Origin of the sequence: Roseovarius halotolerans (assembly GCF_900172255.1) — a bacterium.
In the GTDB taxonomy this organism is placed as follows: domain Bacteria; phylum Pseudomonadota; class Alphaproteobacteria; order Rhodobacterales; family Rhodobacteraceae; genus Roseovarius; species Roseovarius halotolerans.
Genome location: NZ_FWFU01000001.1, coordinates 643619 through 657562 on the forward strand (window position 1 = coordinate 643619; position 13944 = coordinate 657562).

General features: G+C 62.0%; 12 protein-coding genes. 10 read left to right on the forward strand and 2 right to left on the reverse strand.

Translation table 11 applies throughout. The features are described 5' to 3' along the window. The first annotated feature begins 21 nt into the window (after positions 1-21). The 6 genes from ROH8110_RS03150 (at position 22) to ROH8110_RS03175 (ending at position 8441) form a co-directional block, all read left to right on the forward strand. Positions 22-570: a hypothetical protein gene (locus tag ROH8110_RS03150; protein ID WP_085816305.1), complete on the forward strand. Its 549-nt coding sequence runs from the start codon at positions 22-24 to the stop codon at positions 568-570. A gap of 65 nt (positions 571-635) precedes the next feature. After that, the gene (locus ROH8110_RS03155; RefSeq protein WP_085816969.1) at positions 636-1052 is read left to right on the forward strand and encodes a hypothetical protein; all 417 of its coding nucleotides are present in this window, start codon (positions 636-638) and stop codon (positions 1050-1052) included. Further along, positions 1045-1689: a DUF8835 domain-containing pootine gene (locus tag ROH8110_RS03160; RefSeq protein ID WP_085816306.1), complete on the forward strand. Its 645-nt coding sequence runs from the start codon at positions 1045-1047 to the stop codon at positions 1687-1689. The genes ROH8110_RS03155 and ROH8110_RS03160 overlap by 8 nt, the downstream gene beginning before the upstream one ends. 149 nt (positions 1690-1838) lie before the next feature. Then, positions 1839-6161, forward strand: a complete 4323-nt coding sequence (locus tag ROH8110_RS03165) for a strawberry notch-like NTP hydrolase domain-containing protein (RefSeq protein WP_085816307.1) — start codon at positions 1839-1841, stop codon at positions 6159-6161. After that, positions 6161-7207, forward strand: a complete 1047-nt coding sequence (locus ROH8110_RS03170; protein WP_085816308.1) for a DUF7146 domain-containing protein — start codon at positions 6161-6163, stop codon at positions 7205-7207. Before ROH8110_RS03165 ends, ROH8110_RS03170 begins: the two co-directional genes overlap by 1 nt. A 307-nt stretch (positions 7208-7514) precedes the next feature. Next, positions 7515-8441 (forward strand): DUF2493 domain-containing protein, encoded by a 927-nt coding sequence (locus ROH8110_RS03175; RefSeq protein WP_085816309.1) that lies wholly within the window; start codon positions 7515-7517, stop codon positions 8439-8441. 242 nt (positions 8442-8683) lie between these two features. Here the strand turns inward: ROH8110_RS03175 and ROH8110_RS03180 are convergent, their stop codons facing one another. Next, positions 8684-9544, reverse strand: coding sequence for a hypothetical protein (locus ROH8110_RS03180; protein WP_121143628.1), 861 nt, complete (start codon positions 9542-9544; stop codon positions 8684-8686). A 2-nt stretch (positions 9545-9546) separates the two neighbouring features. Then, a complete protein-coding gene (locus tag ROH8110_RS03185) occupies positions 9547-10800 on the reverse strand; it encodes a hypothetical protein (protein WP_085816311.1) in 1254 nt (417 codons plus the stop codon). 106 nt (positions 10801-10906) lie between these two features. On the opposite strand from ROH8110_RS03185, the gene ROH8110_RS03190 reads away from it, so the two are divergent. Genes ROH8110_RS03190 through ROH8110_RS03205 form a run of 4 tightly spaced genes read left to right on the forward strand, consistent with a single transcriptional unit; the run spans position 10907 to position 13908 of the window. Then, positions 10907-11383 carry a TIR domain-containing protein gene (locus ROH8110_RS03190; protein ID WP_085816312.1) on the forward strand — a complete coding sequence of 159 codons (477 nt, stop codon included), beginning with the start codon at positions 10907-10909 and terminating at the stop codon, positions 11381-11383. A gap of 10 nt (positions 11384-11393) precedes the next feature. Then, the gene (locus ROH8110_RS03195) at positions 11394-12020 is read left to right on the forward strand and encodes an Nmad2 family putative nucleotide modification protein (RefSeq protein ID WP_085816970.1); all 627 of its coding nucleotides are present in this window, start codon (positions 11394-11396) and stop codon (positions 12018-12020) included. After that, positions 12017-13171 carry a nucleoside triphosphate pyrophosphohydrolase family protein gene (locus ROH8110_RS03200; protein WP_085816313.1) on the forward strand — a complete coding sequence of 385 codons (1155 nt, stop codon included), beginning with the start codon at positions 12017-12019 and terminating at the stop codon, positions 13169-13171. Before ROH8110_RS03195 ends, ROH8110_RS03200 begins: the two co-directional genes overlap by 4 nt. Further along, positions 13168-13908 carry a uracil-DNA glycosylase gene (locus ROH8110_RS03205; RefSeq protein ID WP_085816314.1) on the forward strand — a complete coding sequence of 247 codons (741 nt, stop codon included), beginning with the start codon at positions 13168-13170 and terminating at the stop codon, positions 13906-13908. Before ROH8110_RS03200 ends, ROH8110_RS03205 begins: the two co-directional genes overlap by 4 nt. Positions 13909-13944: the final 36 nt, after the last annotated feature.

Genomic DNA, 13944 nt, shown 5'->3' on the forward strand with positions numbered 1-13944 from the left:
GCCCGTCATGGAGTGATCCCGATGACCTTTGCCCGTTCCGAAACCTTCCGCTCCATCGGCCAGATTCTGGCGGCCGATGTTCTGCCCGCGCTTTATCGGTCGCATAAGCTGCCGCTGCGCATCTCTTGCCTCGGCGTCGCCAGCCATGACGCCAGTGAAGCGGCGAATAGCTTTGACCGCGTGATCCCGCTTGGGGAATGCCCGTCACCGGAGGAGGCCATCCAGGCCGCAGCCTTGCGCGTGTCGCGCGGTGATATTTGCACGCGGCCGAATAGCTTTCCGTATTTCCAACCGCGCATCATGCTCATTCAGGACCGCGATCAGCGCCTGGTCCTCGCCGGCGAAATCCGCGCCGGCATTATCCTCTGGCAACAGCCGGTCGCATCCGATGCCGAGGCACGCAGGATTGTGACCGAGGCCAGCCGACTGCGCGGTATGGCATTCCGAGCCTCCGAGCCCGGTGATGCGAGACGGCTGCGTTACCGCGCCGCTGCGCTGGAGGCACGGTTGGTCGATCCCTTCTGGCGCGAGACCGCGGCCGATCTGCTCCGCCTGCCACGGGCCGCCTGAGCTTCACCCTTTCCATCCCATTCGGCTCGGTGTCACGCCGGGCCATGTCATGCCCGGAGACCATCATGGCCGACTATTTCACGCACTTTTCTTGCTTGCTTGACGTGGGCACCCCCGAAAACGCTGCACGCGCACTCGATCTCTACAACGCTCTGGCGGATGACAATGCCGCCGAAGATCCGCCATCGGATGGCTTCGTGCTCTCCATCCAGCCAGAACATGGTGGCACTCAGCTCTGGATGCGTGATGACGTCACGGGCGATCCCGAGCATGTCGTCCAGTTCGTCAAACGCTGCGCGAAGGAGTTCGGCCTGACCGGCCTATGGGGGATGCAATACGCCAATAGCTGCTCACGCCCGAGGATCGACGGGTTCGGCGGCGGGGCGCACGTCCTCGATCTCGCTACCGGCGAGACGGTGGACTGGATCAATACCGATGGTTGGCTTTCCACCGTTCTGGAGGGAGGCAATCCCTATGAGTGAGGTCATCGAGATCACTGTCTATCGCCTCGAAGAGCTTTCCGATGCAGCCAGGGACAAAGCCCGCGCCTGGTATCGCGAAGGTGGCTTCGACGATGACTGGTACGATGCCGTCTATGAGGATTTCCAGCGCGTCACCGAAATCCTCGGGTTGAACCTCAAGACCCGAACCGTCCGGTTGATGGGCGGCGGCACACAGCAGGAACCCTGCATCTGGTTCCGGGGCTTCTGGAGCCAGGGGGATGGCGCATGCTTCGAAACCTTCTATGCCTACCGCAAGGGCGCGCCGCGCCGGATCAGGGAATACGCGCCGCAGGGCACCGAGCTGCATCGCATCGCCGATGCCCTGCAGGTGATCCAGCGGCGTAATTTCTATCAGCTTCGCGCCGATGTCCGTCATCACGGCCATTATTACCATGAGTATTGCATGGCGATTTCGGTCCAGCGTGACAGTCCGAGTTGGCAGGACTTGACCGCCGACGCCGAGGAGGTGGTTATCGAGGCGTTGCGCGATCTGGCCCGCTGGCTCTACCGCCAGCTCGAGCGCGAATACGACTATCTGTCCTCGGATGAGGTCGTCGATGAGGCCATCATCGCCAACGGTTACACCTTCACCGAAGCCGGACGCAGGTTCGGCTGATCCTGACAAGCGCCCCCACCATCCGGTCGGGGCGCTTTGTTCATGTCGTCGTTTCCAGAGTCAGAGAGGTGCCGGGACGGGTTGAGTCCGGGTGGTCGAGAGAGAGCGCCGTCCGGGCTTGTCCCTCCAGCTCTCCGAGGATCTCCGACATGAACATCTCGTCTCCCGTGATCGATCCGGTCACGCCGCTCGGCGCCGCACCCGCGATCCTGGCCGCCGCCAATCTCCTCCTTCCCCATCTCGAACGCGGCCAGCGCGTCGATACCGCGGCCCTGCGAAGCGCCATGGAGACCGCTTTCGGCGCGTCCGACGCCACCGGCGCCTGGGACTGGAAGCTCGCCTATGAGGCCTGCGAGGTCGCCACGGTTCTGTTCCTGCGCAAATACGGAAAGGCGCTGTTCCGCAAAGCCGCCTCTCCGGCGTCCCGGCTCGGTCCTCTGGCGAAGATCGCGGGGTTACTACCGACGCAGACCCGCCGCTCCGAAGAAAGTCAGAGCTTCCAGCAGTTCAGCACGCCTCTGCCACTCGGCCTTGCCGCGTTGGCGGCGGCCGCGATCACGCCGGACGATGTGGTACTGGAGCCCTCGGCCGGCACCGGCCTGATGGCGATCCTGGCACAGGCTGCCGGCGGCTCGCTGATCCTCAACGAGCTTGCCGAGACCCGCGCCGATCTTCTCTCGTCCCTCTTTCCGGCCTTTCCCGTCACCCGGTTCGACGCCACCCAGATCGACGACTATCTGACCACGGACGCCATGCCGTCCGTGGTTCTGATGAACCCACCTTTCTCGGTCATGGCCAATGTCCAGGGACGGATGGCGGATGCTGCATATCGTCATGTCGCCTCGGCGCTGGCCCGTCTCACCCCCGGTGGACGGTTGGTCACGATCACCGGCGCGAATTTCGGACCGGAAGCCAAGGCTTGGCGCGACGCCTTCATACGCCTGCAGGACCGCGGCCGCGTGGTCTTCACCGCGGCCATCGACGGAGCGGTCTTCGCCAGGCATGGCACCAGCATCGACACGCGGCTGACGGTGATCGACAAGCTGCCCGCCGACGATCCGTCAGTCTTCCCGGCCTCGGCAGGAACCGCACCCGACGTTGTCACGCTGCTCGGCTGGATCGAAAGCCAGCTTCCGCTGCGTTTGCCGGTGTCGCTGCCGAAAGTCGCTTCTCCCGTGCCGGCGGCTGCCCCGAAGACCGTGCGCGGATATCTTGCTCGCGCCACAGCGTCCCGACCCGCCGCTGCACCAGCGTCCGATCCCGAGGGGGTGGAGCTCGAGTATGAGACCGTGGACTGGGCGCCGCCCGAGGGCGCGCGCTTGTCGGACGCGATCTATGAGGAATATGCGCTGCAATCGCTGCGCATCCCCGGCGCCGAGCCGCACCCGACCAGGCTGGTGCAATCCGCTGCCATGGCCTCGGTCGCGCCGCCAAAGCCGTCCTACCGGCCCATTCTGCCGTCCGACATCCGCACCCGGCTTTCCGACGCGCAGTTGGAGACGGTGATCTATGCCGGGGACGCCCACGCCGATCATCTCGCCGGTGCCTGGGCCGTGGACGAGCATTTCGACAACGTGAGCGCCGCGCCCGAGGATGCCGCTGGCGCTATCCGCTTCCGCCGGGGCTTCATGCTCGGTGACGGCACCGGTGCGGGCAAGGGGCGCCAGTCTGCCGGCATCATCCTCGACAACTGGCTGCGCGGGCGCCGCAAGGCGGTCTGGATCTCCAAATCCGACAAACTGATCGAGGACGCGCAACGCGACTGGTCGGCGCTCGGCATGGAGAGGCTGCTGGTCACGCCGCTATCGCGCTTTCCTCAAGGCGCAAAGATCATGCTCTCGGAAGGCATCCTGTTTACCACCTATGCCACGCTGCGCTCCGATGACCGCGGCGAGAAGGTTTCGCGCGTGAAGCAGATCGTCGAATGGTTGGGCTGGGACTTCGATGGGGTCATCATCTTCGACGAAAGCCATGCTATGCAGAATGCCGGAGGCGGCAAAGGAGACCGTGGCGATATCGCCGCCTCGCAGCAGGGACGCGCAGGCCTGCGACTCCAGCACGCGCTGCCGGATGCCCGCGTGGTCTATGTCTCTGCGACCGGGGCCACCACGGTTCACAATCTCGCCTATGCACAACGGCTCGGTCTTTGGGGCGGCGAGGATTTTCCGTTTCAGATCCGAACTGAATTTGTCGAGGCGATCGAGGCTGGCGGTGTGGCGGCCATGGAGGTGCTGGCCCGCGATCTGCGATCCCTGGGCCTCTATACGGCTCGCTCGCTCTCCTATGATGGGGTGGAATACGAGCTGATCGAGCACCAGCTCACCGATGAACAGCGGCGCATCTATGATGCCTATGCCGGAGCTTTCGCCGTCATTCACAACAATCTCGATGCCGCAATGCAGGCCGCCAATATCACCGGCAGTGAAGGCACGCTGAACCGGCAGGCGAAGTCGGCAGCCCGTTCGGCCTTTGAAAGCACCAAGCAGCGCTTCTTCGGCCACTTGCTGACCTCGATGAAAACCCCGACGCTGATCCGTTCGATCGACGCCGATCTCGAGGCGGGCCATGCGGCCGTCATCCAGATCGTCTCCACCGGCGAGGCGCTGATGGAACGGCGGCTGGCCGAGATACCCACCGAGGAATGGAACGATATTTCTGTCGATGTCACGCCGCGGGAATATGTCGGCTCGTATTTGCAGCATTCCTTCCCGGTGCAGCTCTATGAGCCCTTCACCGATGGCGAGGGCAATCTATCGTCGCGGCCGGTGTTCCGGGATGGTCAGCCGGTCGAGAGTCGCGAAGCCGTGGCCCGGCGCGACGAGATGCTCGAACAGCTCGGCTCGTTGCCGCCGGTTCCAGGCGCGCTCGACCAGATCGTCCAGCGCTTCGGCACGGATGTGGTGGCGGAGGTCACGGGGCGGTCCCGGCGCATCGTCCGAAAGGGCGAAGGCGCATCGGCCCGCCTGGTCGTCGAGAACCGCGCGCCCTCCGCCAACCTTGCCGAGACTTCGGCCTTCATGGATGACCAGAAGCGCATTCTGGTCTTTTCGGATGCGGGGGGCACCGGGCGCAGCTATCATGCGGACCTTTTGGCGCGGAACCAGCGCCTGCGGGTGCACTACCTGCTGGAGCCGGGCTGGAAGGCCGATGCCGCCATTCAGGGGCTCGGGCGCACCAACCGCACCAATCAGGCGCAACCACCGCTCTTCCGGCCCATCGCCACGGATGTGAAGGCCGAGAAGCGGTTCCTCAGCACGATCGCCCGTCGTCTCGACACGCTGGGTGCGATCACGCGCGGGCAGCGCCAGACCGGCGGCCAAGGCCTGTTCCGGCCCGAGGATAATCTGGAATCCGCCTATGCCCGCGATGCGCTGCGCCAGCTCTATCTGCTGATTGTGCGCGGCAAGGTCGAGGGCTGCTCGCTGGAGAGGTTTGAATCCGCCACCGGACTGAAGCTGATGGATGCGAACGGCATCAAGGACGACCTGCCGCCGATCACCACCTTCCTGAACCGTCTTCTGGCGCTGACCATCGAGTTGCAGGGCATCCTGTTCTCGGCCTTCGAACAGCTTCTGCAGGCGCGGATCGACGGGTCGATTGCATCCGGCACCTATGATATGGGGCTGGAGACACTGAAGGCCGAAAGCTTCATCGTCACGGACCGGCAGGTCATCCACACCCATCCAGGCACAGGCGCGGAAACCCGGCTCCTGACTCTGACCGAGCGTAAGCGCAATCAGCCCATCACGCTGGATGCGGCCTTGGCTGAACAGGATGATCCCCGCGCAAGATTGCTCATCAACGAGCGATCCGGACGGGCTGCTGTGCTGGTCCCGACCACCAGCGTCATGCTCGATGACGGCGAGATCGAACGCCGCGTGCGGCTGATCCGGCCGATGGATGCGATGAACATGCCCGTGCGGGCAATGGGCGAGACCCACTGGGTCGAGGCCGAGCGCGCTGCCTTCGCCTCAGCATGGCAGGCCGAGTTGTACGAAGTGCCGGAGTTCACCGACAGCATCCTGCACATGGTGACCGGGCTCCTGCTGCCGATCTGGAAGCGCCTGCCGCAGGAGTCCTCCCGGGTCTACCGGCTTCAGACCGATGAGGGCGAACGCGTCATCGGCCGTCGTGTCTCACCCGCTTGGGCGACCAATGCCGCCGCTAGCGGGGTTGCGACCAGCATCACCCCGGACGAGGCCTATGCCGCGCTGATCGCGGGTCGCACGATCCTTGATCTCACCCAGGGGCTGCAACTGCGCCGCGTCCGGGTCATGGGCGCGAACCGGATTGAACTCACAGGCTTCACTGACACGATGCGCGAACACCTGCGGGCCTATGGGCTCTTCAGCGAGATCATCTCCTGGAAACTGCGCTTCTTTGTGCCGGTGGACGCATCGGGGCCGGAGATCATCGGCAAACTGCTCGACCGCTTCCCCGTCGAGCGCATCTCCGAGCGGGTGGCTGCGTGATGGCGCGTCTCAACGCTTCCGAACTGGCGAAGCGTCTGGGCCGACAGGCCGAGGCGGTGTGCCGCCACTACCTCACGAACGGGCGCAAGCAGGGCAATTACTGGCAGGTCGGGGATGTGCGAAACACGCCCGGTCGTTCGATGTTCGTCCGTCTGACCGGGCCAGAGGCCGGTAAGGGTGCGGCTGGAAAATGGACCGATGCCCAGAGCGGCGAGCATGGCGATCTGCTCGACGTGATCGGTGAAAGCCTTGGCCTCATCGACTTCGCGGATGTCGCCGAAGAAGCCCGCCGCTTTCTCAGCCTGCCGCATCCCGAACTGGAGCCAAAGTCCCACCGATCCCGAACACCGCCAGCACCATCCGGATCGTCCGAAGCGGCCCGTCGCCTCTTGCGCATGACGCAGCCGCTCGCGGGCAGTCTCGCAGAGACGTACTTACGGCAACGTAGCATTGCGGATTTACGCGGAAGAGCAAATCTGCGCTTCCATCCGACCTGCTACTGGCAGCCGGAAGGCGACGGCCCAACCGAAACCTGGCCGGCCATGATCGCCGCCGTCACCGACCTCGACGGCAGGATCACCGGTGCGCATCGCACCTGGCTTCAACGTGACGGCTCCGGGAAAGCGCCGATCGATCCGCCGAGAAAGGCGATGGGAGACCTGCTCGGAAACGCCGTCCGGTTTGGCGAGGCGCAGGATGTCATGGCGGCAGGCGAGGGGATCGAAACCATCCTCTCGCTGCGGCAGGCATTGCCGTTCCTGCCGATGGCCTCCGCACTTTCAGCCGGGCATCTCTCCGCCATCCAGTTCTCCCCGCATCTGCGCAGGCTCTATATCGTCCGCGACAACGATCCGGCAGGTAACGCCGCGCGGGACAACCTGGTGGACCGGGCCATTGGAGCCGGGATCGAGGCGATCACGCTTTCGCCCATGCTGGGAGATTTCAACGACGATCTCGTCAGCTTCGGCCTGGAGGCGCTTCGGGCGCAGATCCGGGTGCAGATTGCCCCTGAGGACGTCAGCCGTTTCATGTCGTGCGCGCCATAGCCAGAGAGGGCCGTGATCTGGGACAAACGATCCCGCCATGGGCAAGGGGTTGCGGCACCTCGGCAAGGGGACCGCGCCTTGGCCTTCTTGAGAGGGCGAGCGGCCCACAAGCGCTCCGGCCCGGCAATGGCGGCGCCCGACTGATTTCCGTCGGCGGGCAGGCCCGCCTTTACAGCGCGAAGCAAATCAGCCGGGCTTTGCCATCAAGGCCCTCGCAAAGGGCTCGGGCTGCCCGGCCGGAACGCCCGTGGGCTTGTCGTCGCCATGAAGGCCGCGACGGTCGCGGTCCAGCCGAAGGACACATCCCATGTATGCCCATGACGAATTCGAACCCGATCACAGCACGTCTCCCACCGGCCATGTCATCGAAGCGCTCGAGCTCTATGGCTACCATCCCGCCGAGGGCGAGGCCGATCCCCGGATCACGCCCGAGGACACCGCCATCCAGGGAGCTGTCTCCGACATCTTCGACGCGCTGATCTCCACCATGGCCGACACCAGCCTCGATTTCGACCTCGACGAGATCATGTGGTCCACCGTCAATACCTTCCACCGCGCCGTCAAGCGGATCGACCGCAAACTCGACGACAACGAGCAGGCCCAGAAGCGCCTTCAGCGCGAACAGGACGGAAGCGAGGTGAAATCCGTCCAATTGGAGACCCTGATTGGCATCGGACAAAATCTGATCGAGCGCCGCGACAGCATGGAGACTTTCCGCGACACTGCCGCCGACCTCTACCTGCGCAGCACAGGCACGCCCTGGTCGCCGCGCTCCGGCTCGCGGGTCAACCATCGCCAGCTGACCTCGGCCATGATCGACAGCCGTGACTTCATCGCCGCAAAGCGCAGGGCCGACAACGAGGTGCTTTTGCCGGCCGGGCCGAAGATTGCCTTCTCGGGCGGGGACACCACCGATCACCGGCTGATCTGGGACAGGTTAGACCAGGTTCATGCCAAACACCCCGACATGGTGCTCCTGCATGGAGGATCGCCGAAAGGCGCGGAACGCATCGCGGCCACTTGGGCGGACGATCGCAAGGTGCCGCAGGTCGCCTTCAAGCCGGACTGGGCCAAACATTCCAAGGCCGCGCCGTTCAAGCGCAACGACCGGATCCTTGAAGCGATGCCGATCGGGGTCATCGTCTTCCCCGGAACCGGCATTCAGGAAAACCTCGCTGACAAGGCCCGCAAAATGGGCATCCCGGTATACCGCCTCGCGGAGGGCAGCGCCTGAGCGCTGCACTTCCACGAAATGGCCGCGCAGCTTCCTGCATCCGTTGCGGTGGGCGGATTCCGGAAGTTCGCTGCAGAGTTAATGAACGGCCGCTTCGGGGCCGGCTGCGGAATGTCCGGTTCCAGCTACCTGCCCGACGGAACCGGACATTTGTAGAGGTGGCGCGCAGGGTGGCGAGCGGCGCATTGACGACTTTCGGCGGTCGGGAGGTGGAGGACGGCCTCAGGTTATGGTCGTAGTGATTACTCGGGCAACCGTTTCCCTAGGCCTCTCCCGACCAGGGCGGAAATCTCGCTTGGACGGTAAGAAGCCACGAGCAACCGGTTCTCATCATCGGATAGACCGTTTGCGAAGCCGTCCCAACCCTTCTCAACGGCAACTTGGTTGATGCGTCTTAGAACTTCTGTAAGGCGCGCATCGGCTTCGGGTGCACCCGCCTGTGGGGGCAGCCATTCAGTAAATTCGGGACGAAGAGTACGGATAATATCCAGTGTCGCGCCACCAAAACCGCCAGCAAGGTATACGGGCTGTCGCCGCTCCAGAGACAGAAGGACTTCTTCCACGATCCCCGGCATTCTCCCTTCGAAGCCTGCCCGCTTCCCGCCGACGACGATGCGTGCGTCTGTGTTGCCCGTCATATGTTCGCGAAGACCGGTGAGCGCTGCGGCTCGCTCTTCCGCAGGGAAGTCTTCCCGCGGCGCACCTTCCACCGGCCCGTCAAGACGTATGCCATTCGGCGCGAGGAAGTGGATTTCACCGAACAGCCCTAGAAACTCGTTCTGCTCGGCTAATTGTTCGGCACTCATCCGTCGGTGCACTGTCCACGCCAGACACACCTTTAGTGGTCTGTCGCGCCGCCCATAGCGGTGCAGTTCATCAATGAGGAACGCTGTTATGCCTTCCGGTTGCAGGTGGCCCCCGTAGTAAAGATCGCCACCCGCGATCACGACCGTTCGAGCAAGTTCACCCAGAGTCATCCTGAAATGCGTCTCTGTCAGCCCCAAACGGTCGAGGTCCGGACTGTCCGAAACCGAAATACCCAGCCGTTTGCCCTTAAGCGCATCGGCAGGAAGCAGTTCAGTACGCGGGGCCTCTCCGTTCACGGCTATCCCCCTCTGGTCGCCAGCTGGCGCGGAGTCATAATATCGATCCCACGTCCCAACCGTGTTGTCTGTGCGTAATTAATCAAAACCTCCCTCTCATCCGGGCCGAGCGGCGGATCGGGGTGAAGGATGCGGAGGTCGTCTTCCTCTCCGGCATCGATCCCCTGCGCAATTCGGGCGTTGATCCAGTGCGATAGGGTCAGGGGTTCCGGCGCATGCGGAGCCCACCAAGCCACGTCCAACTCAGGTCGTTCGCGAGCAAGGTCTCTCTGGTGCATCCACAGAGCTCGCTTGAGGCACTCATCCACAAGCAGATTGAGCGCCCGATACACGTCTCTCTTCTGCCACTGCCCGTCCAGTTTTCGGACGGCGACGCGCGCCACGTGATCCATGAGGAACGAGCCCCGCTCTTCCCCGAAGCCTATAGCGTCCATCATGATGACCGGCATGCCATGCGTTTTGGCAATCGCCACTTCCCGTTGGCACCAAGTCCGGCTGGAGTAAAGATCAGTTCGGATCGCGAGCATGGCGCTTGTTCCGGCATTTTGCGTAAGTGCAGCGTCCCAATCCGTGCCGGGTTGTAGGTCGCTCGCGTCGAAATACTCTTTCAGGCGCGTGCTGCCGATAACGTCGCGGACGAGGCCAACGAGTGCATCCACATCTTCCCCTTCGACATAACTGTGCCGTTTGGTGTGGCTGATGAAAGCGGTCAGCCTGTCCATCTCGTCCGGCGAAATCAACTGTGCGATGCCTTGCGTCAAGTCGCGGCAGAGCATGCTCTGAACATCCTCGCCATGCTGCTCCGGTTCTCCGGCTGCCACGAACTGATATTTGCCTAAGATACCGCCCAGCTGGGTGCCGTTCGTTGCTCCGTTCGAGAGCAGGTACGGGAAGACCCCAAACTGCTCCGGCCCGGCCTCCTCGGTTGCCCTTACGGTGGCGATGTAAGCATGCCAGGCCGAGTTCGTGTCTTCGACGCTTGCCGCGAGTTCAGTTCCGAGTAACGGGACAACTGCAACGAACCTAGCCGGTCGGATCCCGTTCGGGGCGGGGCTAGCCTCCGAGTAGACCGGTCTCGGCGGCCTCCCTGGACCATCCCATGCTGCACTGCGAAACGAAACCTGGACACCGCCGCCGATCACCCCAGAGAAGGTCGGGCCCTGCATGAAATGCTCGAAGATGGCCTTGGCCGTGGCGGCGCCTTGCCGGTCGCCGGGGTGCCAGACAACGTAGATTTCTAGGATCGGTGGCAGCATGTGTGTCCTTTCTCGCAAAGGGCGATTCGCGCTCGCACAACTCGCAGATGTGGTATATCCTACCAATGGGCACACTGTATATCGCTTGCCCGAGAGGATAGCACCGATGCCAGATCAGATCAAAAATGTATTTATCAGCCACGTCCACAAAGACGACGCGGGCCTTACCGATCTCAAGAACCTGCTCAAAAGCAAGGGTATGAACGTCAGGGACAGCTCGATCACCAATGACAAGCCGAACAACGCGAATTCCCCAGAGTACATCAAGTCGGCAATTCTCGGCCCGCGCATAGATTGGTCCGGTTGCATGATCGTGTACATCTCTCCCGAAACCAAAGACAGCGAGTGGGTGAACTGGGAAATCGAAAGGGCGCACAAGCAGGACAAGACCATCGTCGGGGTGTGGGAGCGCGGTGCCAACGGGTGCGAGGTTCCGGAGGCATTGGACGAATACGGTCATGCCATCGTTGGCTGGAACGCCGACAAGATCATCGACGCGATTAACGGCGACTACGAGGGCTTCGAAGGCCCCGACGGTATGCCGTCGCCGCAGCGAGCGATACACCGCCATCCCTGTGGTTGAAGAGGTTGGCATGCCCATCCTTCACAGCTACATCGTGGCCTATGACAGTGGGTTTGCCCCCAACCCATTCAACGGTTTTTGCACGCTCGCCACCTGCAAGCCGGACATTAGGAAACATGCTGCCCTCGGCGACTGGATCATCGGGACTGGCAGCGACCGGGTAGGCGTGCGCCGAGGCGGGTTTCTGGTTTACGCCATGCGCGTACAAGAAGCACTGACCTTCGCCGAATACTGGAGCGATCCGCGCTTTGCCCGCAAGAAACCCAACCTTGGGGGAAGTTACCGTATGGCTTGCGGTGACAATATCTACAGCCCTAATCTTGCGGAAGGTGGCTGGAACCAACTCAATTCCTACCATAGCCGCAACGACGGTTCGCCGTTTCAAAAGCACATCAACCGCGACACTTCGGTAGACAGGGTGCTCGTCAGCCAGGACTTCGTCTACTTCGGCGCCGAAGGGCCGGAAGTGCCGGAGGCACTCAGGGATGCCGGTCTGGTACTGGCAGGTAGGGGCCGCCGGAAAATCACGGAAACAGCCAAGATCGCAGCCTTTGAAGCATGGCTGGACGACCTTGGCGTAGTCGGATACCAAGGTCGGCCATTCGACATGGTTGTGGAGGCGCGAAAACGAAAATGACCGGTGCAGGTAAGAGCCCCCACGTGTTGCTATCAGAATACGAAAAAGCCGTAGCCCCGACGGATCGCTTCCTTGACACCGATGTGACCCCGATCTTGCTCGGGCTGTTCGGGGAAGTTGGCAGCGTCATGAGCACGTCCAAAAAACTTCACAGGGAAAAGGGCGCATTTGCTGGCGGCTATATGCGCGATGTCGAAGAGGAACTTGGTGACACGCTCTGGTATGTCGCAGCCTTGTGCAGGCGGCTCAAACTGAGCCTTGCCGATTTGTTCGCGGAGGTTCTCGGAAGCGGGAACTACGCAGTCCACATTGCCGCCAATTCTGATCCGCGCCACCCTGTCGCACAGGTCATAAGTGCAAGTGACCTTGCCCCGCTCGATACGGTCCTGCTGAGATTGGGCGAACGCTCGGCCAGACTGCTAGGCGTAGAGATGGAGGCCAAGACGGCGAAACCGCTCTTGCTGGACTTCATAGCGGTTTACATTGAAGCGTTGCAGGCATCCGGCGTGCCCTTTTCGACTGTTCTTGGGGGAAATATCACCAAGGTGACCGGGCGCTTTCTGAAACCTGCGGCCGAAGACCTACCCGACTTCGACTCCACGTTCCCTTCGGAAGAGCAATTGCCGCGAACGTTCGAGATCCAAATCACTCAACGCCCGAACGGGCGCAGCTACCTGCGTTGGCACGGGGTCTTCATCGGCGACCCTCTGTCTGACAACATCGCCGATCCCGACGGTTACCGTTTTCACGATGTATTTCATTTTGCCAATGCTGCAATCCTGCACTGGTCTCCAACGTTCCGCGCGCTCATCAAGCACAAGCGCAAGAGCAAGCCAGAGGTCGATGAGGCCCAGGATAGCGGTCGCGCCATTGTCGTGGATGAGGGCGTGTCCGCATACATCTTCTCGCATGCCAAGACGCTGAATTTCTTTGAAGGTCAAAATTCAGTATCTTTCGATTTGCTAAAGGCGATCCAGAACTTCGTGCGCGGCTATGAGGTGGAGCAATGCCCCCTCAATCTCTGGGAGAAGGCTATCTTGCAGGGATTCGAAGTGTTCCGGCAAATGCGCCTGAATAATGGCGGTATCGTCATCGGCAACAGAGATGAAAGAACAATTCGGTATAAGCAACTGGGGGGAGAAAGAACGTGAGCGCAAAGGACATTCTTAGTGCATTAGGACAGCTTGATTTCGAGAACACCTTTAATCCCTATTTTGACCGGTGCCCGGTCCATGATGCGGCGGAGGCTCCCGAACTGCGGAGTTACTATCTCCTTGAAATGCTTGAACGGGCGGCGTCGAGCAACCTAGATGCGATTTGGGTGGGGCGCGATCTCGGGTATCGCGGTGGCCGGAGGACCGGCCTTGCCCTGACTGATGACATCCACTTTTCCAATCACCTGGTCCGGTGGGACCTCGAGCCGAAAAGACCCACCTTTGGCGCGCCAGTGGCCGAAAGAACGGCAGCGGCGATTTGGGATATCTTGATGCGGGTCAGGGTGCCGGTTTTCTTGTGGAACGTCTTTCCGCTTCACCCCTACGAGAGTGGCGATCCGTTCTCGAATCGTGCGCACAACGCCCGTGAACGTAAGGCCGGAACCGATATCCTGATTAGCATCGTGGACTACCTTAAGCCGCAACGGCTCGTTGCGGTCGGAAACGATGCCTTCAATGTTCTTTCCGATGCGCTTCCCGACGAGAAAGTCTTCAAGGTTCGTCATCCGAGTTACGGTGGACAAAACGAGTTCTTGGAAACCATGCGGGTCCTATACGCAGACACACTGATTGAAACGGAGCCCGACCTCTTTTCTGTGAGCGTATCCAATGACCAGCTCGAGTGTCCGAGTAGAGGCGAGCCCACTTCAGAGTTTTCTTGGGATTGCCTTTAAGGCGATAAATGCGGAGCGCCTCTCACCGAAGGCGGA